The sequence below is a fragment of the Sporosarcina sp. P20a genome, from assembly GCF_002743175.1.
In the GTDB taxonomy this organism is placed as follows: Bacteria; Bacillota; Bacilli; order Bacillales_A; family Planococcaceae; genus Sporosarcina.
Map to the genome: position 1 here is coordinate 299732 of NZ_PDYT01000001.1, position 21756 is coordinate 321487.

Annotated in this window: 25 protein-coding genes and 1 other annotated feature; of the genes, 24 read left to right on the forward strand and 1 reads right to left on the reverse strand. The window is 42.8% G+C overall.

Translation table 11 applies throughout. The features are described from left to right. Window positions 1-11: 11 nt before the first annotated feature. The 14 genes from CSV72_RS01505 to mtnN all read left to right on the forward strand — a co-directional run bounded on the left by CSV72_RS01505 (window position 12) and on the right by mtnN (window position 14384). Window positions 12-1160, forward strand: coding sequence for a cysteine desulfurase family protein (locus CSV72_RS01505; protein ID WP_099676807.1), 1149 nt, complete (start codon window positions 12-14; stop codon window positions 1158-1160). Window positions 1161-1181: 21 nt separating this feature from the next. Further along, on the forward strand, window positions 1182-2300 hold the full coding sequence (mnmA, locus tag CSV72_RS01510; RefSeq protein ID WP_099676808.1) for a tRNA 2-thiouridine(34) synthase MnmA: 1119 nt from the start codon (window positions 1182-1184) through the stop codon (window positions 2298-2300). A gap of 12 nt (window positions 2301-2312) precedes the next feature. Further along, window positions 2313-2978: a tetratricopeptide repeat protein gene (locus CSV72_RS01515; RefSeq protein ID WP_099676809.1), complete on the forward strand. Its 666-nt coding sequence runs from the start codon at window positions 2313-2315 to the stop codon at window positions 2976-2978. Between the two features lie 31 nt (window positions 2979-3009). Further along, window positions 3010-5436 carry an SF1B family DNA helicase RecD2 gene (gene recD2 / locus CSV72_RS01520; protein ID WP_099676810.1) on the forward strand — a complete coding sequence of 809 codons (2427 nt, stop codon included), beginning with the start codon at window positions 3010-3012 and terminating at the stop codon, window positions 5434-5436. Between the two features lie 39 nt (window positions 5437-5475). Beyond that, window positions 5476-5682: a binding site (T-box leader), on the forward strand. 42 nt (window positions 5683-5724) lie between these two features. Beyond that, window positions 5725-8358: an alanine--tRNA ligase gene (gene alaS, locus CSV72_RS01525; RefSeq protein ID WP_099676811.1), complete on the forward strand. Its 2634-nt coding sequence runs from the start codon at window positions 5725-5727 to the stop codon at window positions 8356-8358. A 204-nt stretch (window positions 8359-8562) separates the two neighbouring features. Beyond that, a complete protein-coding gene (locus CSV72_RS01530) occupies window positions 8563-8835 on the forward strand; it encodes an IreB family regulatory phosphoprotein (RefSeq protein ID WP_029054646.1) in 273 nt (90 codons plus the stop codon). Further along, window positions 8832-9251 (forward strand): Holliday junction resolvase RuvX, encoded by a 420-nt coding sequence (gene ruvX, locus CSV72_RS01535; RefSeq protein ID WP_099661417.1) that lies wholly within the window; start codon window positions 8832-8834, stop codon window positions 9249-9251. The genes CSV72_RS01530 and ruvX overlap by 4 nt, the downstream gene beginning before the upstream one ends. A 13-nt stretch (window positions 9252-9264) precedes the next feature. Further along, the gene (locus CSV72_RS01540; RefSeq protein ID WP_099634197.1) at window positions 9265-9555 is read left to right on the forward strand and encodes a DUF1292 domain-containing protein; all 291 of its coding nucleotides are present in this window, start codon (window positions 9265-9267) and stop codon (window positions 9553-9555) included. 52 nt (window positions 9556-9607) lie between these two features. Next, on the forward strand, window positions 9608-10786 hold the full coding sequence (mltG, locus tag CSV72_RS01545; RefSeq protein WP_099677117.1) for an endolytic transglycosylase MltG: 1179 nt from the start codon (window positions 9608-9610) through the stop codon (window positions 10784-10786). A gap of 23 nt (window positions 10787-10809) precedes the next feature. After that, window positions 10810-11445, forward strand: a complete 636-nt coding sequence (locus CSV72_RS01550) for an O-methyltransferase (protein WP_099676812.1) — start codon at window positions 10810-10812, stop codon at window positions 11443-11445. A gap of 23 nt (window positions 11446-11468) precedes the next feature. Next, a complete protein-coding gene (gene udk, locus CSV72_RS01555; RefSeq protein WP_158233024.1) occupies window positions 11469-12110 on the forward strand; it encodes a uridine kinase in 642 nt (213 codons plus the stop codon). 219 nt (window positions 12111-12329) lie between these two features. Further along, window positions 12330-12806 carry a transcription elongation factor GreA gene (greA, locus tag CSV72_RS01560; RefSeq protein WP_099676813.1) on the forward strand — a complete coding sequence of 159 codons (477 nt, stop codon included), beginning with the start codon at window positions 12330-12332 and terminating at the stop codon, window positions 12804-12806. Window positions 12807-12882: 76 nt separating this feature from the next. Next, on the forward strand, window positions 12883-13620 hold the full coding sequence (locus tag CSV72_RS01565) for a DUF1510 family protein (protein WP_158232111.1): 738 nt from the start codon (window positions 12883-12885) through the stop codon (window positions 13618-13620). 71 nt (window positions 13621-13691) lie between these two features. Continuing rightward, the gene (gene mtnN, locus CSV72_RS01570) at window positions 13692-14384 is read left to right on the forward strand and encodes a 5'-methylthioadenosine/S-adenosylhomocysteine nucleosidase (protein WP_099634192.1); all 693 of its coding nucleotides are present in this window, start codon (window positions 13692-13694) and stop codon (window positions 14382-14384) included. A gap of 220 nt (window positions 14385-14604) precedes the next feature. On the opposite strand, the gene sigK is transcribed toward mtnN, so the two are convergent. Next, window positions 14605-15303, reverse strand: a complete 699-nt coding sequence (sigK, locus tag CSV72_RS01575; protein ID WP_099676815.1) for an RNA polymerase sporulation sigma factor SigK — start codon at window positions 15301-15303, stop codon at window positions 14605-14607. 155 nt (window positions 15304-15458) lie between these two features. On the opposite strand from sigK, the gene CSV72_RS01580 reads away from it, so the two are divergent. From CSV72_RS01580 to CSV72_RS01625, 10 genes are all read left to right on the forward strand, one after another. Further along, the gene (locus CSV72_RS01580; protein WP_099676816.1) at window positions 15459-15974 is read left to right on the forward strand and encodes a YqeG family HAD IIIA-type phosphatase; all 516 of its coding nucleotides are present in this window, start codon (window positions 15459-15461) and stop codon (window positions 15972-15974) included. Between the two features lie 2 nt (window positions 15975-15976). Beyond that, window positions 15977-17077 carry a ribosome biogenesis GTPase YqeH gene (yqeH, locus tag CSV72_RS01585; RefSeq protein ID WP_199168478.1) on the forward strand — a complete coding sequence of 367 codons (1101 nt, stop codon included), beginning with the start codon at window positions 15977-15979 and terminating at the stop codon, window positions 17075-17077. Window positions 17078-17099: 22 nt separating this feature from the next. Further along, on the forward strand, window positions 17100-17921 hold the full coding sequence (gene aroE / locus CSV72_RS01590) for a shikimate dehydrogenase (protein ID WP_099676817.1): 822 nt from the start codon (window positions 17100-17102) through the stop codon (window positions 17919-17921). Window positions 17922-17923: 2 nt separating this feature from the next. Beyond that, window positions 17924-18214 carry a ribosome assembly RNA-binding protein YhbY gene (gene yhbY, locus CSV72_RS01595; RefSeq protein WP_099634187.1) on the forward strand — a complete coding sequence of 97 codons (291 nt, stop codon included), beginning with the start codon at window positions 17924-17926 and terminating at the stop codon, window positions 18212-18214. 10 nt (window positions 18215-18224) lie between these two features. Continuing rightward, window positions 18225-18809: a nicotinate-nucleotide adenylyltransferase gene (locus CSV72_RS01600; protein WP_099676818.1), complete on the forward strand. Its 585-nt coding sequence runs from the start codon at window positions 18225-18227 to the stop codon at window positions 18807-18809. Continuing rightward, entirely contained in the window at window positions 18784-19356 is a 573-nt protein-coding gene (gene yqeK / locus CSV72_RS01605) for a bis(5'-nucleosyl)-tetraphosphatase (symmetrical) YqeK (RefSeq protein WP_099676819.1), read from the forward strand. The genes CSV72_RS01600 and yqeK overlap by 26 nt, the downstream gene beginning before the upstream one ends. A gap of 3 nt (window positions 19357-19359) precedes the next feature. Next, the gene (rsfS, locus tag CSV72_RS01610) at window positions 19360-19704 is read left to right on the forward strand and encodes a ribosome silencing factor (protein WP_099634184.1); all 345 of its coding nucleotides are present in this window, start codon (window positions 19360-19362) and stop codon (window positions 19702-19704) included. Then, entirely contained in the window at window positions 19701-20441 is a 741-nt protein-coding gene (locus tag CSV72_RS01615; protein WP_099676820.1) for a class I SAM-dependent DNA methyltransferase, read from the forward strand. The genes rsfS and CSV72_RS01615 overlap by 4 nt, the downstream gene beginning before the upstream one ends. A gap of 68 nt (window positions 20442-20509) precedes the next feature. Beyond that, complete coding sequence (locus tag CSV72_RS01620; protein WP_233191042.1) at window positions 20510-21163, forward strand: helix-hairpin-helix domain-containing protein; 654 nt, start codon at window positions 20510-20512, stop codon at window positions 21161-21163. 13 nt (window positions 21164-21176) lie between these two features. Then, complete coding sequence (locus CSV72_RS01625; protein ID WP_099676821.1) at window positions 21177-21740, forward strand: ComE operon protein 2; 564 nt, start codon at window positions 21177-21179, stop codon at window positions 21738-21740. Window positions 21741-21756 lie beyond the last annotated feature (16 nt).

Consider the following 21756-nt stretch of genomic DNA (forward strand, 5'->3'; position numbering starts at 1 on the left):
GGAGTTTAGTTATGAAACCAGCTATATATTTAGATTATGCCGCTACGACACCGATGCATCCAGCTGTTTTGGAGCGATTTACTACTGCGCTACATGATACATATGGTAATCCTTCAAGTACGCATCAATTTGGTCGTCACGCAAAGAAAGTGCTGGAAGACGCACGGAAAACGCTCGCATCCTCGATCAATGCGTCACCCCATGAAATCATTGTTACTTCTGGAGGAACAGAAGCAGATAACTTAGCAATTTTTGGGTACGTACAGTCGTTGAATGCAGAAGGAAAACATATTATTACGACGGAAATCGAACATCACGCGGTGTTAAACCCGTGTAAACAACTGGAGTCACAAGGCTATAAAGTGACGTATCTATCACCTGACCGCAATGGGGTCATTACAGCAGAACAAGTTCAGAGCGCGTTAACAGATGAAACCATTTTAGTGTCCATCATGTATGGTAACAATGAAGTAGGAACGATCCAACCGATTGCAGAAATCGGCCAGTTGCTCTCTACACATCAGTCCGCTTTTCATACAGATGCGGTGCAAGCTTACGGTACATGCCAACTGGACGTCGAAGAACTGCAAGTCGATTTCTTATCGGTTTCAGCTCATAAAGTGAATGGACCTAAAGGGGTCGGTTTCCTTTATCAGCGAAATGGCAAGTTGCTGTCGAGCCAAGTACTCGGTGGTTCACAAGAGAAAAAACGCCGCGCAGGTACTGAAAATGTGCCAGCAATAATTGCATTTGCAGAAGCGGTCTCGATTGCCGAGCAAACCAAATTAAAAAAACAAAAAGCTTATTCTACGTATAAACAAAAAATGGCGGATGTCTTTGAAGAAAATCAAATCGATTTCCAACCGACTATTCCCCACGCAGTAGAATCTTTACCACATATTTATCATGTATCGTTTCCAGGTACCGATGTGGAGACATTTTTGATGAGCTTGGATTTAGAAGGGGTGGCTGTCTCTAGTGGTTCTGCTTGTACAGCAGGATCATTTGAACCGTCGCATGTCGTAACGGCTATGTTTGGTACGGAATCAGATAAAGCTAGAAACTCGATCCGCATCAGTTTCGGCTATGACTTGGATGAATCTATTATAGAAGAAGCAGGTAATCGAATCGCAAAAGTAGTCAAACGACTAGTGAAATGAATTCAGTAAAGGATGAACAATATGACAACGAAAAAAGCACCTGCCGATACACGTGTAGTCATTGGAATGTCAGGCGGAGTGGACTCTTCGGTTGCGGCATTACTCTTAAAAAAGCAAGGCTATGAAGTAATCGGGATCTTTATGAAAAACTGGGATGACACCGACGAATCCGGACATTGTACTGCGACAGAAGACTTTGAAGACGTACGCAGTGTCTGTGATCAGATCGGCATTCCGTATTACTCTGTGAATTTTGAAAAGCAATATTGGGATAAAGTATTTACGTATTTCTTGGATGAATATAAAAAAGGCCGTACGCCGAATCCAGACGTCATGTGTAATAAAGAAATCAAATTCAAAGCATTCCTCGAACACGCAAAAAGTCTAGGTGCCGATTATTTGGCGACTGGACATTATGCACAAGTCGAAGAACGCGAAAACGGTGTAGCGATGCTCCGTGGTGTAGACAATAATAAAGACCAAACATACTTCTTGAATCAATTGACACAAGAACAACTTCAGCAAGTAATGTTCCCTCTAGGTCACATGGAGAAAAGTGAGGTCCGTGAAATCGCAGAACAAGCAGGACTCGCCACAGCGAAGAAAAAAGATTCAACAGGAATCTGTTTCATCGGTGAGCGCAACTTCAAAGAATTCCTCGGGGAGTACTTACCTGCACGTCCAGGCGAGATGCAGACGATGGACGGAGTGAAGATGGGCAAGCATGACGGACTCATGTACCACACAATTGGGCAACGTCATGGTCTAGGAATTGGCGGAGCTGGAGAACCTTGGTTTGCGGTCGGTAAAGACTTGGAGCGCAATGTGTTGCTAGTTGAACAAGGCTTCTATCACGACACACTATTCTCAACGAGTTTACAAGCAACGGATATGAATATTTGTTCACCGAAAGAATTACCGGAGACATTCACTTGTACAGCTAAATTCCGTTATCGTCAGCCGGATACTAAAGTAACTGTGCAGCTATCTGGTAACGAAGCGATTGTGACTTTTGATGAACCTGTCCGTGCAGTCACGCCTGGACAAGCTGTCGTACTGTATGACGGTGATGAGTGCCTAGGTGGCGGAACAATCAACGAAGTATTTAAAGACGGCCAGAAACTGACATACGTAGGATAAGGAGGCATCAGCATGTCGATTCATCAAGATGCGATTAAAGAAATGCAAGAAGGCAATTATGAGAAAGCGATTGAGCTTTTCATGAAAGCAGTAGAGGAAAACCCGGAAGAGCCTACAGGCTATATTAATATCGGAAACATTTTTGCATCACTTGGAGATGCTGAGCAGGCGGAACCATTTTTCCAAAAAGCGTTGACGCTTGACGAAAATGCAGGAACGGCTTTTTACGGACTGGCAAATCTGTATTACAATCAAGAGCGCTTTGAAGAGGCAGCAAAATTATATGAAAAAGCGATCAATACAGGATTAGACTCTGCCGATGCTTATTTCATGCTCGGTAAAAGTATGGAACAAGCAGGTAATGACCGTTTGGCTTTGCCCTATTTGCAGCGTGCCGTTGAATTAAATTCTGATGATCAGGAAATTGCATTATCCTATGGAATTTTACTAGCTAAGCTCGAGCTATTTAAAGAGGCGAAGCCTGTATTTGAATCCATTTTGGCGGTAGCTCCGGATCATGCGGATAGCCATTATAATTTGGGTGTTTTGTATGCAGTGTCAACGGAAGACAAAGCAAGTGCACTGTCACACTTAGAACAAGCTTTCACTGCAGAACCTGACCATACACAGGCGCGTTATTTATTCGATATGATCAAGCTTGGAGAACAAGGCGAGTAATACATCAGCAAAAAAAGGAGGGAAGCCTTCGATGAGTGAAACAGAACCATATCTAATCGGCAGACCGGTCGTGACGATTTTCCATAATACGACGAATCTATTTTCCATCGTCAAGTTGAAAGTCACTTCCACCAATACCGATTACCGCGACAGTGAAATAGTGATCAAAGGGTCTTTCCCTCCTTTAGTCGCGGAAGAAGATTATAAATTTACGGGTCGACTTGTTAACCATCCGGTACATGGACAGCAGTTCGATGTGCAGACGTTCTCGAAAGAGTTGCCTGCCACAGAGGCGGGTCTGATCCTGTACCTATCTGGTGATTTATTTCCTGGAATCGGAAAGAAAACAGCTAGTGATATAGTCAAGACACTCGGCAATAACGTCATCCAGAAAGTTCTTGAAGACCGCAGTGTCCTGGACCAAATCCCGCGTTTGAGTGACGAACGGAAAGATACGCTCGTTTCAGTCTTGCAGGAGAATCTAGGTCTTGAGCGTACAATGGTGCAGCTAAATGAATGGGGCTTCGGTCCGCAAGTAGCCATGCGTATATATCAAGCGTATCAGGACGAGGCCATCACGATTCTAACGGAAAATCCATATCGTTTAATTAAAGAAATTGAAGGAATTGGCTTTCAACGTGCAGACGATCTCGCCAAGCAACTCGGGCTCGTAGGAGATCATCCTGCCCGTATTAAGGCAGCTGTTTATTACAGCGTACATAGTGAAGTACAGTCAGCAGGACATGTCTACGTAGAGTCGGAGATAATCTTACCTCAAGCGAAGCAGTTACTTGAATCGAGTCAGGCACATATCATTTCGTACGACTCGATCACCCAAGCAGTGATTGAACTTGTCGAAGAAGGCACTCTGTCTGCTGAAATGCAGCGTCTCTACTTACCCTCTCTTTATTTTTCAGAAATTGGTATTGCCGCTAAGGTCAATAAAATTCTCGAAAATGAAGTCGCGGAACAATTTCCTGCTTCTGAAATACGAAAAGCTATTGGTGAAATAGAGGAACGTTTGGAAGTGCAATATGCTGAAACGCAAGTCGAAGCGATCGAACGAGCTCTTCATTCTTCATTGCTCGTGCTAACAGGTGGACCCGGGACAGGCAAGACCACCGTCATAAGAGGTTTAGTTGAGGCGTACGCAGAACTGCATGGTATCTCGCTCGACATTGAAGAGTATGCTCGAAAAAAAGAACCGTTTCCGATCATCTTAGCAGCCCCTACCGGACGCGCGGCGAAACGGATGTCCGAATCAACTGGATTACCTGCCATGACGATCCATCGTCTACTCGGATTTACGGGTCAGGACGCCGAAGAAGAGACGGAACGGGAAGTAGAAGGCAATCTCATCATCATTGATGAAACGTCAATGGTCGATACGTGGCTCATGCATCAGCTGTTAAAAGCTGTGCGCAACGATGCGCAGTTATTATTCGTTGGAGACCAAGACCAACTACCTTCTGTAGGACCTGGTCAAGTGTTACATGATTTCATGCAGTCAGGAAAAATTCCGGTTGTTGAACTGACCGATATTTTCCGACAAAGTGAAGGATCTACAATCATCGAAATGGCCCATATGATCAAGCAAAAAGAATGGACGATGGATGTCACGAAGAAGACGTCGGATCGCTCATTTATTAGAGCGTCGAGTGATCAAATTTTGCCTGCGGTCAAACAAATTATCCAAAACGCCACATCCAAAGGGCATTCCATTAAAGACATCCAAGTGCTAGCGCCGATGTATAAAGGTCCGGCAGGCATAGATGGTTTGAATAAAATGATTCAAGAAGTGACGAATCCACCTGCAGAGGGTAGAAAAGAAATGGTCTTCGGTGAAACGACGTATCGCATTGGAGATAAAGTGCTGCAACTCGTCAACCAACCGGAAAGCAACGTCTTTAACGGGGATATGGGGGAAGTCGTTGCCATTATGTTAGCGAAAGAAACCACGGACAAAAAAGCGATCATGGTGGTCTCTTACGACGGCAATGAAGTGCAGTATGAGAGAAGCGATTTGAATCAGCTGACACTTGCGTATTGTTGTTCGATCCATAAATCCCAAGGTAGTGAATTTCCGATTGTCGTCATGCCAATCGTCAGAAGTCAGCGGAAAATGTTGCGTCGTAATCTGCTTTATACAGGGATTACGCGTGCGAAGAACTTCTTAATCCTGTGCGGTGAAGCAGAAGAATTTAAAGCGGGTATTGCGCGCACCGACGAAACAGAGCGACAGACGACGCTACAAGAACGCATTACGGGAGAAACACAAGAAGCTCAGACCATACAAACGGCGGAAACCATTTCACTTGATACAGCACCGACAAAAGTGACGGTTGAACCACAAGACACGTCGCAAGCGAAGTTAACAATGGACAATTTTACTGCAATCGATCCGCTTGTTGGTATGAACAATGTGTCACCATTCGACTTTCTTGAAGTGACTGATTGACAAAGCGAGAGAACTTTCCTATAATTCGTTTAGAAATAATGAAAAACGTTGAAGGAACAAGTACCTGTTTATTCTGTGTCATAGAAAAGAGCTTCTTGGCTGAAAAAGCTCTCTCAGATTTACAGCGAACGCTATTCCGAAGTTGCAGGCTAATCCCTGCCGTCTTGCCGCGTTAAGGCAACTCGAGATACCGCGTCATGCGGTAATTAGGGTGGTACCGCGATCAATGAAACCTTCGCCCCTTTATACAAGGGGTGGAGTTTTTTTAATTTTAGGAGGAGCAAAACGATGAGAAAACTTACGGCATCTGAAATTCGCCAAATGTTTTTAGACTATTTTCAAGAGTACGGGCATAATGTAGAACCATCAGCTGCATTAGTGCCAGTTGATGACGCATCACTGCTATGGATCAACAGTGGAGTTGCTACATTGAAGAAATACTTTGATGGACGAGTAATTCCTGAAAACCCGCGGATTGCTAATGCACAAAAATCGATCCGCACAAACGATATTGAGAATGTCGGCTATACAGCACGTCATCATACGTTCTTTGAAATGCTCGGCAACTTTTCTATTGGTGATTATTTCAAAGAAGAAGCCATTATTCGTGCGTGGGATTTCCTGACAAATGAACAATGGATCGGTTTTGATCCGGAACGCTTGTCAGTTACCATCCATCCGGAAGATGAAGAAGCGTACGCAATCTGGAAAGATCAGATTGGTATTCCGGTAGAACGTATTATTCGTCTCGAAGGGAACTTCTGGGATATAGGGGAAGGTCCAAGTGGCCCTAACTCCGAAATCTTCTACGATCGCGGACCAAGTTACGGTGACGATTTCTCAGATCCTGAATTATATCCAGGTGGAGAAAACGAACGCTATTTGGAAATCTGGAACTTAGTATTCTCTGAGTTCAATCACAATCCTGATCACACGTATACACCGCTTCCGAAGAAAAACATTGATACAGGTATGGGTCTTGAGCGTATGGCATCAGTTATCCAAGACGTGCCTACGAACTTCGATACGGACTTGTTCTTACCGATCATTGAAGCGGTAGAAAATGTTTCAGGCAGAAAGTACGGAGAAACGACTCAAGCAGACATAGCGTTTAAAGTAATTTCGGATCATATTCGCACAGTAGCATTCGCTATTGGAGACGGAGCACTTCCTTCCAATGAAGGCCGTGGCTATGTTCTGCGTCGTCTATTAAGAAGAGCAGTTCGTTTCGCGAAACAATTAGGCGTTGATAAGCCATTTATGTACATGCTAGTGCCAATTGTTGGGGATATCATGAAAGACTTCTACCCTGAAGTTCATGATAAACAAGCCTTCATTATGAAAGTCGTGAAAAACGAAGAAGATCGTTTCCACGAAACCTTGCATGATGGTATGGCGATTCTTACGACGATCATTGAAAAGGCAAAAGCTTCAGGCTTGCCAATCGTTTCAGGCAGCGATGCGTTCAAACTCTATGACACATACGGATTCCCGTTTGAACTAACAGAGGAATTCGCTCTCGAAGAAGATGTGGCAGTCGATCGTATCGGGTTTGACGAAGAAATGGCTGCACAACGAAATCGTGCACGTGCTGCGCGCGCAACATCGGACTCCATGCATGTTCAATCCGGTATTCTTGGTGAAGTACATGAAGCGAGCGAATTCATTGGCTATGGCGGACTAGAAACAACTGCAATCGTCAGTGTCCTTATTCAAGATGGTCAACGTATCGCACATGCATCTGAAGGAGAAACAGTACAAATCATTTTGGATCAGACTCCGTTCTATGCAGAAAGTGGCGGTCAAGTGGCTGATAAAGGTACGATCTCAAACGAATCGTTCACAGCGGAAGTTCGCGACGTCAAAAAAGCGCCTAATGGACAAAACTTACATACGGTCTTCATCAGTTCAGGTGAATTGAATGAAGGCGTATCCGTTAGCGCAAAAGTGGACGAGTTCTCACGCAATCTAACAGTCAAGAACCATACGGCTACACACTTATTGCACCGCGCATTGAAAGATGTTCTCGGTGAACATGTCAATCAAGCAGGTTCATATGTTGGTCCGGATCGTCTTCGTTTTGACTTCTCCCATTTTGGACAAGTCACAAAAGAAGAACTCGAGCGTATCGAATTCCAGGTCAATGAACAAATTTGGGCAGGTATTCCTGTCAATACAATCATTTCACCGATAGCAGAAGCAAAAGAAATGGGTGCGATGGCATTGTTCGGTGAAAAATATGGCGACATTGTTCGTGTTGTCAAAGTCGGTGACTACTCAGTTGAGCTATGTGGAGGATGTCATGTTCGTAACACGTCTGACATCAACGTATTCAAAATCGTTTCTGAAGGCGGTATTGGAGCAGGCACACGACGTATTGAGGCTTTCACAGGTGGACAAGCATTCCGTTCATTTAAAGAAGATCAAGCGGTCATCGATCAAGTAGCAGCAACTGCTAAAGCTACACCGAAAACAGTCATCACAAAAGTCGAGTCGATTCTTGCTGACTTTAAAGAACTTCAACGTGAAAATGAATCACTGCAAGCGAGGATGGGCAACAGCCAATTGGCAAGTGTCCTGGAAACAGCTCAGCAGATCGAAGATATTACAGTCATTTCTGCAAATGTAGAAGTGAAAGACAATAACGGTTTACGTCAATTAATTGATGAAATGAAACAAAAAACTTCCAAAGGCGTCATTGTACTTGGTACAGTAACGGATGGGAAAGTTATGCTGGCCGCTGGCGTTACCGATGATTTAAAAGGCGGTAACTACCACGCGGGTAAAATCGTCAATCATGTTGCGTCACTTTGTGGCGGAAAAGGCGGCGGACGTCCGGACATGGCGATGGCCGGGGCGAAAGATGCGTCAAAACTTGATGATGCGCTTCAATCCGTGTATGATTATGTAAAATCTGTTTAACCATTATGTAGAGCGATGAATCATAAAATGTAGATACATGTAACTAGTTAATTTCCATTCGGGTGAATAAAGTACATGCCTATAGGAAAGAGCCAGACTAGAACAAATTTGAACGGTGGTTTATCCACAAATCTATTTACTATGTATATTTTGACGGTAGATCGTTATAGACATAAATGGAAATCGGAAAGCGGGGTGTCGAGTATGAATTCGTCCGATGAAACGATGAAGTTTAACTTTCCTGAAGAATCAATGGAGGAAGAAGTCAAAACAGTCATGCTCCACGTTTACAAATCATTAGAAGAAAAAGGTTACAATCCAATTAACCAGATGGTTGGTTACTTACTTTCTGGTGATCCAGCCTACATTCCACGCCATGAAGATGCGCGTAGTCTGATTCGGAAATTGGAACGGGACGAAATTCTTGAAGAATTAGTTAAGTTCTATATCCGAGAAAATAGAGGTAAAACAGAATGAGAACTATGGGATTGGATGTCGGCACGAAGACCGTTGGTGTTGCGATAAGCGATAGCCTCGGTTGGACAGCCCAAGGAATCGAAACTATAAAAATTGATGAAGCGGTAGGTTCTTTCGGGATGAAACGTGTCAAACAATTGACAGAAGAATACGAAGTGACGGAGTTTGTCGTCGGGTATCCTAAGAATATGAATAATACGATTGGGCCCCGTGGAGAAGCATCCGAACAATATGCGGAGAAATTACGCGAAAAATTCGGTTTACCTGTCGTTTTATGGGATGAACGATTAACTACTATGGCTGCTGAACGCGTCTTAATTGAAGCGGATGTCAGTCGTAAAAAACGTAAATCGGTCATAGATAAAATGGCAGCTGTCATGATTTTACAAGGTTATTTGGATTCACAAAAAAACTAGAGGTGATTAAACAATGGAACACGGACAAGAAACAATGACAATCGTAGATGAGAACGGCGAAGAACACGTATGTGAGGTAATTTTAACATTTGATTCAAAAGAATATGAAAGATCATATGTACTTTATCATGTTTTAGATGGCGAAGAGAGAGACGATGACGAGGAAGTTGAAATCCACGCATCTGCTTTCATTCCAACTGAAGAAGGACAAGATGGCGGATCACTTCTTGAAATCGAATCTGATGAAGAATGGGATATGATCGAAGAAGTATTGAACACATTCCTGGAAGAAGAAGACGAGTAAGCGATAATATCATGTGACGGGCGGAATGGTGCTGACCGTTCCGTCTTTTTTAATGGATTTATCTATAGCGGAAGAAGAGGTGAGGCTTGTGGATAAAGAGCCCCAGAGAAAAAAAGATGTCATGTTTAAACGTATGTTAGAACAGAAGGAAGAAGTGAGAACCGTTAGAAAAATAGTACTTTGGATTGTGGCAGTCGTATTGGTTGTAGGGATAGTTGGAGGTTTTTCGGTCTATACATACATAAAAAGTGCGCTACAGCCTGTGGATCCGGATTCGGAAAAAATTGTTGAAGTAGAAATTCCGATAGGTTCAGGTTTGGATATGATTTCAGAAAAACTGGAAGAGTCGGGGATTATTAAAAATGCTCGGATCTTTAAATACTATGCAAAAGTAAACAATGAAGCAGATTTTCAAGCTGGAACGTATGGATTAACACAGTCTATGACACCAGATGAATTGATTAAGAGTCTGAAAACAGGTGTAGTCTACCGCACACCGGCATTTACACTTACGATTCCGGAAGGGTTAACGATAGATCAAATTGCAGAAAGAACAAGCAAAAAGACGACGATTACTAAAGAGCAGTTTATGGAGTATGTAACGAATGAACAAGTCATTCAAGGATATATGGAAAAATATCCAGAAGTCATAACAAAAGAAATTCTGAATGAGAATATACGTTATGCACTTGAAGGTTATCTATTCCCTGCTACTTATCCGTTCTTTGAGGAAAAGCCTACAGTGAAAGAAGTGGTCGATACGATGGTGGATGCCACCGTACAGAACGTGATACCGTATAAAGCGTATTGGGCTGAGGAAGGCAAAAACCGTTCAGTGCATAAAATGCTAACGTTTGCCTCGCTGTTAGAAAAAGAAGCAACTGGTCAAACGGATCGCGAAACGATTGCGAGCGTCTTCAATAATCGTATTGAGCAAGGGATGCCGTTACAGACAGATCCAACCGTTTTATATGCATTAGGAGAACATAAAGCCCGCGTCATGAATGAGGACCTGAAAGTGGATAATGTCTATAATACGTATAAGAATAAAGGATTGCCGCCAGGACCCATTGCGAATGCCGGAACTGCTTCGCTCCAGGCGACAGTAGAACCATCCAATACGGGATACTTGTTCTTCCTGGCAGATAAAAATGGCAAGAATCACTTTGCTAAAACATATGAAGACCATTTAAAGAATAAAGCAAAGTATATCGACAGCCAACATAAATAATACGTCGTAAAGGGGAACTAGATATGACGGACTACAATGCGTATATTAGCCGCTTTGCGGAAGTAAAAGAGCCGCTCATCCTGGAAATGGAGCACTATGCCGCAGAGCATCGTGTGCCAATCATGGATGATACAGGCTTATATACATTAATCGGGCTGCTGCAAATCCAGCAGCCGAAACGTATTCTTGAAATCGGAAGCGCGATCGGCTATTCGGCTATTCGATTGGCGAAAGCTTTTCCTGATGCTGTCATTTATACGATTGAGCGCGATACAGAGCGGTATGAGAAAGCGGTCGAGCATATTGAGCGCAGTGGACTGCAAGAGCGTATTATAATCATTCATGATGACGCACTCGAGTTAGATGAGGCCAAGTTACCACAAGAACCATTTGACACACTGTTCATTGACGCAGCCAAAGGGCAATATCGAAAGTTTTTCGACAAATATAGCCCGTTCGTCGGTCCCGCAGGTGTTATCTATTGTGATAATATGTTTATGCATGGTATGGTGCTGTTGGAAGATGGAGACATACCAAAACGCAACCGGACAATGATCCGAAATTTGCAACAATTCACGAGCTGGGCAATGCAGAACAATCACTATGAAACGTCTCTAGTACCTATAGGTGACGGCATCTTAATAGCTGTGAAAAAGTAATAAACAGTAGGAAACAAAGGGGAATCACTGTGAAGAAAAAACCTGTCGTAATTGGTATTACCGGTGGTTCTGGTTCCGGTAAGACTAGTGTCACCAAAAAGATACATGAAGTATTTCAAGGTCATTCTGTCGTCGTCATTGAACAAGATGATTACTATAAAGACCAATCGCATTTAGCACTTGAAGAAAGATTAAAAACGAATTATGATCACCCATTAGCATTCGATACTGACCTACTAATTCAGCATATCCACCAGTTGATCAATAGGCAAGCAATCGAAAAGCCGACATATGATTACACATTGCATACTCGTTCAGCTGAAAAAGTAACTGTAGATTCACAAGATGTCATCATTCTTGAAGGTATCTTGGTGTTGGAAGATGAACGATTGCGAGATCTTATGGATATCAAGCTATTTGTTGATACGGATTCTGATATACGTATTATTCGTCGGATTTTACGGGATATTCATGATCGTGGACGTACAGTAGATTCTGTCGTCGAGCAATACGTTACGGTTGTGCGTCCGATGCATAATCAATTTATTGAACCGACAAAAAAGTATGCTAATATAATCATTCCTGAAGGCGGCGAGAATGCGGTCGCAATCGATTTGATGGTAACGAAGATAAAAACAATTCTTGCTTCTGTTGACGAAGTATAATATGATGATGACATAATTTTAAATTAATTCAGCATCTGACAGTGTTTGTATAGTATAAATAGGATGCATGCAAGACAAGCAAGGGCTTTTTTTCGTCCAGTTTAGAATTAGGAACGGAAAAAAGTATAGTTAAAACTAAAATAGTTCCGCTATGTCACATAATTGAAGTTTGTGCGACATAGTATTTTTTATGAACAGACATATGAGGAGTGTTAGTACATGGTTTCAGAAAAGAAATTTCCAATGACAGCTGCAGGTAAAGCAAAGTTAGAAGACGAACTAGAACAATTGAAAACGGTTAAACGTGTGGAAGTAGTAGAACGCATTAAAATTGCACGAAGCTATGGTGATTTATCGGAAAACTCCGAGTACGATTCAGCGAAAGAAGATCAGGCATTTGTCGAAGGTAAGATCTCTTCTATTGAAGGAATGATTCGTAATGCGGTCATTATTACTGAAGATGAATTGAACAATGATGAAGTGCAATTAGGCAAGACAGTTACTTTTAAAGAAATTCCTGATGGTGATAAAGAGACGTACACGATCGTTGGTTCTGCTGAAGCCAATCCATTAGAAGGTATGATCTCGAACGACTCGCCAATTGCGAAAGCATTAATTGGTCGGAAAATAGATGAAAAAGTAAAGATCCAGACTCCCGGCGGTGAAATGTCAGTAGAAATACTCGAGATAAAGTGACACGCGTACCGTCTTCTCACTAGCAGAAGACGGTATTGTAATTTTAATTCATTTCATAGTAAAGGAGATGTCTGAAATGGCAGATCAAGATCCGAAGTATTCAAGAACGTCAAGAAAACAAGGCAGTAAAGCGAGCAAAGTGAATAGAGTATTGAATATTTCAATAGGCGTTGTGATTTTTCTTATTGCGGTTGTTGCCATCATCTTTCTCACTGGTGATGACGATAAAAAAGAAGTGGCAATTGACAAGCCTGAACAATCTACGCAATCAGATACAGCCCCAATGGAACCTATCGTTTTAGACGATGAGGACGAGGCGGACAAGCCTGAAAAAGAAGACGCGGAGCCGGAAGAAGCAGATGAACCAGAAGTTCAAGCTCCTGAAGAAAATAACGAAGTGGTAAATGAAGTGGTTGAAGAACCGGAAGCGCCAGTAGTAGAAGCGCCTAAAGTAGAGGAAGCGAAAAAACAACCACCAAAAGAGGACAAGCCAAAGAAAGAAACTTCATCGGATTCTGGTAAGAATGTAGTTGTAAATCCTGACTGGAAACCCGTTGGAACAAAACAATCAGGCGAGCACGTTTCAAAGTATGATGGTCAGTCCGATGACTGGTATGAGAAAAAGAAAGCCATATCCTATGCAACTGGCATGTCTGAAGATCAATTGTATTTTGATCGGATTCAGAATGGCGGCAGTCCTCAAAAGTCAGAAGGTATTGTGAGAAGTAAAGACAATTCCAAAAAATTCAAAGTATATCTTGAGTGGGTGGACGGCCAAGGCTGGAAACCTGTCAAAATGGAAGTTTTGAAGTAAGTGAATTAACCTACCGATGTGCTGCTTATTGGGCAGCACATTCTAGTAAGTGAAAAGGGGAGAAGGCATAAATGAAAATAGCAATCGTAGGTGCCATGGAGGAAGAAGTCGAAATATTACGCAGAGAAATTGGTCTTGGGAAAATCACAACCGTGGGAAATTGTGAGTTTATTGAAGGCAAAGTAGGCAAGCATCAAGTGATTGTAACGAAAAGTGGCATCGGAAAAGTAAACGCTGCCATGGCAACAACGATCCTCTTGCAAAACTACAAACCTGACGTAGTCTTGAATACAGGTTCTGCAGGTGGAACTAATCCAGAGCTCGAAGTAGGAACGATTGTAATATCTGACTATGTCCTGCATCATGATGTCGATGTCACTGCATTCGGCTACGAGCTAGGCCAAGTTCCTCAACTTCCTGCAAGCTTTCCTTCAGATTCTAAACTGATCGATTTTGCTAGAGAAGCTGTAATTGAGTTAGATACATATGAACATGCTGTAGGAACTATCGCATCAGCTGATACTTTCATGGATGATCCTGAAAAAGTCCTGCAAGTTAAAAAAAGATTCCCGCGCGTAATCGCTGTAGAAATGGAAGCGGCGGCCGTCGCGCAAGTCTGTTATCAGTTTAACACGCGATGTGTTGTTATCCGCGCACTATCTGATATAGCCGGTAAGGAATCGACAGTCAGTTTTGATGAATTTTTACCACTGGCAGCCAAACACTCGTCACAGATTGTTTTGCGCGTCATCTCGAAACTTTGATCGTTCTATGATAAAATGTCTTAGTAGACAGATTAGCAGTTCGTTTGGTTGAGAGGAGGGACATTCAATGGAATTCTTAATGGGTGGAGTATTTATCGTCACAGCACTATTGGCAGCAATTATTTTACGCGAGGTTAAGGCTGACTGAGAAAAGAAACAAAGCGTTTCCGGTGTGCGGGGGCTGTGGCCCTCTGTTGCACGATCGGAAGCGCTTTTTGTATTATTGGTATTCATGCTTAAACGATTGATATAATTTGACAATTGCACGTTTCTCGATACGTGAAACATAACTCCTGGAAATATTCAGTTGCTCGGCAATTTCTTTTTGTGTCATCGGCTGATCATCCAACAAGCCGTAACGTCTTTGAATGATTTCCAACTCGCGTGAATCGAGCTTATCCAAATGTCGGTAGAGACGCTCTTTTTGTTCGTTTTGTTCTACGGTTGTTTGTGGAGGTATGTCATTTGTTTGAAGGAGGTCTGCGATTTCTAGGGATTGGCCATCTTTATCCATGCCAATTGGTTCGTAGAGGGAGACATCTTTTTGTACCTTTTTCTGAGTTCGTAAATACATAAGGATTTCATTTTCAATACAGCGTGCAGCATACGTCGCGAGTTTGGTTTTACGATCTGGCGTAAAACTGTTGACGGCTTTCATCAGACCAATCGCTCCTATGGAAATATAATCATCAAGTAGTTCGTGCTTTGGCTGGAACTTCTTGACGATATGGGCAACTAAACGCATATTGTGTTCAATAAGTTCATCACGCGCACTTAGATCACCTTCTGCTAATCGTCTCAGGCACTCTGCCTCTTCTTTCTTGGACAACGGACGAAGGAAAGCTTGCCCTCGGATATAACCGATTAGCGCGGGGATCTCTAACCATAATTGCATGACGGCCAGGAAAAAACCGCTCATGTGACCACCTCCGATTATTAGTAGTTTACTCTATGCAAACGACGGATGGTCTATCACTGACAAGAAAAGCGATAAAATCAGACATAGTTGTGCGTGCAGGCCATACAACTATGTTATAATCAGACAAGAATTTGTTGTAGGGCGGAGAGGATAATGTGTTAAATCATTTTTTACCGAGTGCTTATGTAAAATCCGTGTTTTTGATTAAACCAGAAGACCTTCTTGAGAATGGTATTAAGGGTATCATTACAGATTTAGATAACACACTCGTTGAATGGGATCGTGCGGATGCTACGCAAGATATTATGGCGTGGTTCAAGTCCATGCGCGATGCTGGTTTGCAAATTACAGTTGTTTCCAATAACCATATAGAACGCGTCAGTCACTTTTGTGATCCATTAGGCATCCCGTATATTTGCGAAGCACGCAAGCCGATGAAAAAGTCATTTTATCAGGCACTTGCTACATTAGGCTTGCCCAAAAAGGAAGTCGTCATGATTGGCGATCAATTGTTAACGGATGTCTTGGGTGCGAATCGTGTGGGGCTGCAGACGATATTAGTCGTCCCTGTAGCAAGTTCCGATGCGACGATTACGAAGTTCAACCGTGCGATTGAACGACGCATTATGGCAAGGTTTAAAAGAAAAGGATTACTTACGTGGGAGGACTAAATTTGGAATTGATCAAGTGTATTGGATGCGGTATTACGATCCAAACGACGGATAAGACAATGGAAGGCTATGCGCCGCCAGCTTCATTAGAAAAAGAAGATGTCATTTGCCAACGCTGTTTTAAATTACGAAACTATAACGAATTACAGCCGGTATCCTTATCAGGAGACGATTTTTTAGCGATTTTAAATGGAATCGGTGAAAAACAAGGCTTGATCGTGAAAGTCGTGGATATTTTTGATTTCAACGGTAGTTGGATCAATGGTCTGCATCGCTTTGTAGGCAAGAAAGATATTTTATTAATTGGGAACAAGGCAGATATCCTGCCGAAAGCGATTAATCCGCAGCGAGTGAAAAATTGGATGAAGACGGAAGCTGCAAAGCTAGGTTTGAAACCAATCGATGTATTACTCGTGTCCGCTGTAAAAGGTAACGGTATGAGTGAAGCGCTTGACGCGATTGAGAAATACCGTAAGGGTAAGGACGTCTACGTAGTCGGCTGTACGAATGTAGGGAAATCTACTTTTATTAATCGAATCATTAAAGATGCGACCGGTATGGAAGATGTGATTACGACATCGTACTTCCCAGGGACAACTCTTGATGTAGTGGAAATTCCATTAGACGACGGTAAAATGCTAATGGATACACCAGGGATTATCAACGATCATCAAATGGCCCATCACTTGGATCCTCATGATTTGAAGTTGATTACTCCGAAGAAAGAGCTAAAACCGAAAGTTTATCAGCTGAATGCTGAACAAACATTATTCATCGGCGGACTTGCCCGTTTTGACTTCATTCAAGGTGGTCGCTCTTCTTTCAACATTTATGCAGCAAATGGTTTGCCAGTTCACCGGACGAAGTTGGAAAATGCCGATGAATTGTACAAAAACCATCTTGGTGACATGCTATCGCCACCAGGACCTGCATCACTTGAGAAGTTGCCGGCACTTATACGTCATGAGTTTTCAATTAAGGAAGCGAAGACGGATTTAGTGATTTCAGGGCTTGGCTGGATTACGATTCAGCATGCGAATGTTACAGTGGCTGTACATGCACCAAAAGGTGTCAATGTCGAAATCAGACCTTCATTGATTTAAGAGGGGCAGGAGGAAAGACCAGATGAAAAAATGGTATGCGGTAGTAGGTGATCCAATTGCGCAATCAATGTCACCGGACATGCATGATCAGTGGTTTAAAGATAACGCATTGGACGCAACGTATATACCGATTCATGCAACAGCGGGAAGCTTGCAGAATACAATAAGAAGTTTGCGTTCACTTGGATGCAGTGGCTTCAATGTGACGGTACCCCACAAGCAGGCGATTCTTCCTTTCCTCGATGAAGTGGACGAATCAGCAACGGTCATGGATGCGGTTAACACAGTTTATCAAACAGATGATGGTAAACTAATCGGTGCCAATACGGACGGAGCGGGGTTCGTGAAATCGTTGGAAGAGTTTTCAGATTCAGTGAAAGGCTCGGTATTACTTATTGGAGCTGGCGGCGCGGCTAGAGGCATCGCCTTTGCGTTGCAGTCAGCTGGCTATGGACCTCTCTATTTCACGAATCGGACTGCTTCTAGAGCCGCAGAACTGGCGACAGATATGAATGATGGTCACGCGCTCTCTATTGAAGACGCTGAAGATCGACTCGGTGAGTTTAGTCTTGTAGTACAAACCACATCAGTCGGTATGAATTTTGCACAAGAAGGAATACCGCTCGATCCAAAGAACGTGGCAAATGGTGCAGTAGTAGCGGACATAATTTACAATCCGCTTGAAACGGAATTTTTACAGCAAGCAAAACAAGCAGGGGCCAAGACGATGAATGGTGTTGGAATGTTCGTCCATCAAGGAGCTCTTGCTTTTGAAAAGTGGACAGGAGTCTATCCTGACACAAAAAAGATGATCGAAATGATTACAATGAAAGTTGGCGGGTAAACATGTTAACAGGTAAACAAAAAAGATTTTTACGCAGCGAAGCACATCATTTGGATGCACTATTCCAAATAGGGAAAAGCGGTTTAACTGACGCAATCCTCGTGCAAATCGACGAAGCACTTGAAGCACGTGAACTACTTAAAGTGAGCGTTCTTCAAAATTGTGACGAAGATAAAAAGGAAATTGCTGAAAAGATTGGCGCGTATAAAGGCATTCACGTAGTCCAAGTCATCGGTAACATAATTGTTTTATACAGAGAATCGACAGAGAAAAAACGTATACAATTACCGTAAGGAGAATCAGATGAAACGAATCGGCATATTGGGCGGAACTTTCAATCCGCCACACACTGGACATTTATTGATCGCCAATGAAGTGCGTTATGCACTACAGTTAGATGAAGTATGGTTAATGCCCGCTGCAGTCCCTCCGCATAAGATTGCGACAGGTGACGCGACAGCAGAGCAACGCCTGCAAATGGTGAAACTGGCGGTAGATGAAGTGGACGGCTTGCGTGCATCATCGTTTGAAATTGAGCGGGGCGGAGTATCCTTTACATATGATACGATGTCGCAATTAATACAAGATGAAGCAGGTGTACATTTTCATTTCATTATTGGCGGAGATATGATCGATCAGTTACCGACATGGTACCGGATTGAGGATTTACTCGATATCGTTACGTTTATCGGTGTCAAACGTCCAGGTGCCGATAACGCTTCTGCAATCCCGGTACAATTAGTAGAAACACCACAACTTGATTTGTCATCCACATTGATCCGCCAGCGTTTTGTAGAAGGTGGAACCGTGCAACTTTTGATTCCCCCGGCTGTCGAAGCTTACATTCGAGAGGAGAGATTATATGGATCTTCAACAAGTTCGAAATGACCTAGAACAACGCTTACCCAAAGCGCGTTATGAACACGTACTGAGAGTCACGGAAACAGCGAAGAAATTAGCTGAGGAAGTGGGTGTGTCGGTGGAAAAGGCTGAAATTGCTGGCCTATTTCATGATTACGCCAAGTTTATGGATAAAGATGAATTACTCGAATTACTAAAACGTGACGAAGAGTATGAGCTCTATGCACAGTATCACTCCGAATTATGGCATGCGCCAGTTGGAGCGATGCTCGCGAAAGATCGTTATGGAGTAGAAGATCAAGATATCTTGCAAGCTATCCGTTTTCATACGACGGGCCGTGCAGAAATGGGCGAGTTAGAGAAAGTAATCTATATCGCTGATTTAATCGAACCAGGAAGAAAGTTTCCGGGTATCGAAGAGTTGCGCCAACGTATTAACGGAGAACCACTGGAAGATCAAATGACAGAATGCATTCAACATACATTTAAATTTTTAGTTCAGCGATACGCAGTCATTTTTCCACATTCATTTGATTGCTATAATGAACATGTACGTAGAAGAAAGGAACAGTGAAATATGCCAACATTATTAGAATTAGCTTATGAAGCAGTAGATAGTAAGAAAGCAGAAGACATCGTAGTATTAAACATGGAGGGCATCTCACTAATTGCTGATCAATTCATCATTTGTCATGCTAACTCTGAAAGACAAGTGCAAGCCATCGCGCGCGAAGTAGCGGATGCGGCTTCTAAAGAAGGATACACAGTGAAACGTTTGGAAGGGTTTGACGCGGGTCGTTGGATTTTAGTCGATCTTCTAGACGTAGTCGTCCATGTATTCCACAGAGACGAACGCGGATTCTATAACTTGGAAAAGCTATGGGGAGACGCACAGTTACTAAACGTTGAGGAAGAAATATGAGTTCTTCCTATTCAGCGTTCGCATCTATTTATGACGAACTAATGAATGATATCCCGTATGACGCCTATGTCGAGTTACTCGATTTGGCGTCTGCTGGCGTTTCAGGGAAAAAAGTATTAGATATAGGTTGTGGAACTGGCTTGCTTTCTGCGATGCTTGCGAAAAAAGGGGCGCATGTCACTGGTATTGACCTTTCTTCAGATATGCTCGAGGTTGCTTCGCATCGTGCACAGTCACTTTCTCTAGATATTCAGTTTATCGAGCAACCTATGCAGCAACTGGATGTAGAAGATACATTTGATGCTGCGATCATCTCAATCGATTCATTGAACTATGTAATAAAGCAACAAGGCGTCATAGAAACATTCCGCCGGATTTATGGAGCGCTTGCTACGGGTGGCGTGTTGCTCTTTGATGTGCATTCATTATACAAAATGGATGAGATCTTCCTTGAAGGACCTTTTGTTTTTGATAATCAACGTATTGCATATATTTGGCAAACGAGCCCGGGAGAAGAGAATCATTCAATTTATTCCGAGTTGGCATTTTTCGTAAAACAGCAAGATAATTCCTATCAACGTTTTGACGAAGTACATATGCAACGATCGTTTGCAATCCCGGAATATGTTCAAATGCTTGAAGAAGTTGGATTTCAGATTGAACGAATTTTTGCAGACTGGGAAGATGAAGCACCTGAGGAAGAAAGCGAAAGAATATTCTTCCAAGTTCGAAAATAGGACTACCATAGTATTTCGGAATCGGGTATAGTTAATGAGACTCCATACGGTGCTGAAAGAAAGGATTGTTGCTTATCCGTTCATTCTTTACCGAAAAATGGCGTACATTGATCATTCCTATTGCAGCGTTCGCTGTACTTTCCACTGTTTTGTTCTTTCCCCAAGAACAACCGGATCAACTTTCCGAAGAACATGGACAATCCCTATTTGAACCAATTGAAACTGCTGAACAAAATAAAGAAGTGGAAGCGCCTGTCGAATTGGTCGCGGAAGCTATTACGGTTGCAATTCTAGTGGACGTTAAAGGCGCAGTGAAACATCCTGGCCTTTATTCGATGCAAGATGGTGATCGATTACTTGATGCAATCGACAAAGCAGGAGGCTACACAGAGGCCGCTGACACTAGGTTGTTGAATCATGCGCAAAGACTGCAGGATGAATCTGTCGTCTATGTACCGGTCGCAGGAGAAGAGCCACCGGTATATGAGCAACCGGCTTCAGCGTCATCATCTTCTGACAGTTCCACTTCAAAAGTAAATATCAATACTGCGAATGAAAATGATTTTCAGACACTTCCTGGCATAGGCCCAGCAAAAGCTATGGCGATTGTCCAATACCGTGAAGAGCATGGAGCTTTTTCGCAATTGGACGAGATTAAAAACGTGTCAGGTATTGGTGACAAGACATTTGAAAAATTAGAACCACATATAATTCTTAACTGATGGAGGCAACCGTATGGAGCGAATTACTTGGGATCAGTTCTTCATGGCGCAAAGTCATTTGCTGGCGATGCGCAGCACATGTACGCGACTCTCGGTAGGGTCCATTTTGGTACGAGACCAACGCATTATTGCTGGCGGCTACAATGGTTCGATATCGGGTGGAGATCATTGTATTGAACACGGCTGTTATGTCGTGGACAATCATTGCGTTCGAACGATACACTCAGAAATGAATGCATTACTACAATGTGCTAAATATGGCATACCAGTTGCGAAGGCGACCATTTATGTCACGCACTTCCCGTGTTTGCAGTGTAGTAAAGCATTGATTCAGGCAGGTATAGAACGCATTAAATATGCCGAAGATTATCGTAATAGTGAGTATGCACTCGAGCTATGTGCGCAAGCAGGCGTAGAGATTGAAAAAGTACCGTTTGACGCGCGTTCAATTGACTTCGCCAGTGAAGAGAAATTTTCATTATTCAATGAGATGTTGACGAAAATGCAGGAACTTGGCGCTGAACCTGAAGAACTGGATGCCCTTTTGCAAAGGGTGAATCATTTATTTGGCAATTAATCCGATCGATACGATG

Bases quoted from the DNA above. Each gene is read 5' to 3' on its own strand.
- rsfS (WP_099634184.1), top strand. From the start codon at position 19,360: ATGCCAACATTATTAGAATTAGCTTATGAAGCAGTAGATAGTAAGAAA.
- CSV72_RS01600 (WP_099676818.1), top strand. From the start codon at position 18,225: ATGAAACGAATCGGCATATTGGGCGGAACTTTCAATCCGCCACACACT.
- mtnN (WP_099634192.1), top strand. From the start codon at position 13,692: ATGAAAATAGCAATCGTAGGTGCCATGGAGGAAGAAGTCGAAATATTA.
- CSV72_RS01530 (WP_029054646.1), top strand. From the start codon at position 8,563: ATGAATTCGTCCGATGAAACGATGAAGTTTAACTTTCCTGAAGAATCA.
- yqeK (WP_099676819.1), top strand. From the start codon at position 18,784: ATGGATCTTCAACAAGTTCGAAATGACCTAGAACAACGCTTACCCAAA.
- mltG (WP_099677117.1), top strand. From the start codon at position 9,608: ATGGATTTATCTATAGCGGAAGAAGAGGTGAGGCTTGTGGATAAAGAG.
- ruvX (WP_099661417.1), top strand. From the start codon at position 8,832: ATGAGAACTATGGGATTGGATGTCGGCACGAAGACCGTTGGTGTTGCG.
- CSV72_RS01625 (WP_099676821.1), top strand. From the start codon at position 21,177: ATGGAGCGAATTACTTGGGATCAGTTCTTCATGGCGCAAAGTCATTTG.
- CSV72_RS01565 (WP_158232111.1), top strand. From the start codon at position 12,883: ATGGCAGATCAAGATCCGAAGTATTCAAGAACGTCAAGAAAACAAGGC.
- CSV72_RS01505 (WP_099676807.1), top strand. From the start codon at position 12: ATGAAACCAGCTATATATTTAGATTATGCCGCTACGACACCGATGCAT.
- recD2 (WP_099676810.1), top strand. From the start codon at position 3,010: ATGAGTGAAACAGAACCATATCTAATCGGCAGACCGGTCGTGACGATT.
- greA (WP_099676813.1), top strand. From the start codon at position 12,330: ATGGTTTCAGAAAAGAAATTTCCAATGACAGCTGCAGGTAAAGCAAAG.
- CSV72_RS01615 (WP_099676820.1), top strand. From the start codon at position 19,701: ATGAGTTCTTCCTATTCAGCGTTCGCATCTATTTATGACGAACTAATG.
- alaS (WP_099676811.1), top strand. From the start codon at position 5,725: ATGAGAAAACTTACGGCATCTGAAATTCGCCAAATGTTTTTAGACTAT.
- CSV72_RS01540 (WP_099634197.1), top strand. From the start codon at position 9,265: ATGGAACACGGACAAGAAACAATGACAATCGTAGATGAGAACGGCGAA.
- CSV72_RS01550 (WP_099676812.1), top strand. From the start codon at position 10,810: ATGACGGACTACAATGCGTATATTAGCCGCTTTGCGGAAGTAAAAGAG.
- sigK (WP_099676815.1), bottom strand. From the start codon at position 15,303: ATGAGCGGTTTTTTCCTGGCCGTCATGCAATTATGGTTAGAGATCCCC.
- yhbY (WP_099634187.1), top strand. From the start codon at position 17,924: ATGTTAACAGGTAAACAAAAAAGATTTTTACGCAGCGAAGCACATCAT.
- aroE (WP_099676817.1), top strand. From the start codon at position 17,100: ATGAAAAAATGGTATGCGGTAGTAGGTGATCCAATTGCGCAATCAATG.
- CSV72_RS01515 (WP_099676809.1), top strand. From the start codon at position 2,313: ATGTCGATTCATCAAGATGCGATTAAAGAAATGCAAGAAGGCAATTAT.
- mnmA (WP_099676808.1), top strand. From the start codon at position 1,182: ATGACAACGAAAAAAGCACCTGCCGATACACGTGTAGTCATTGGAATG.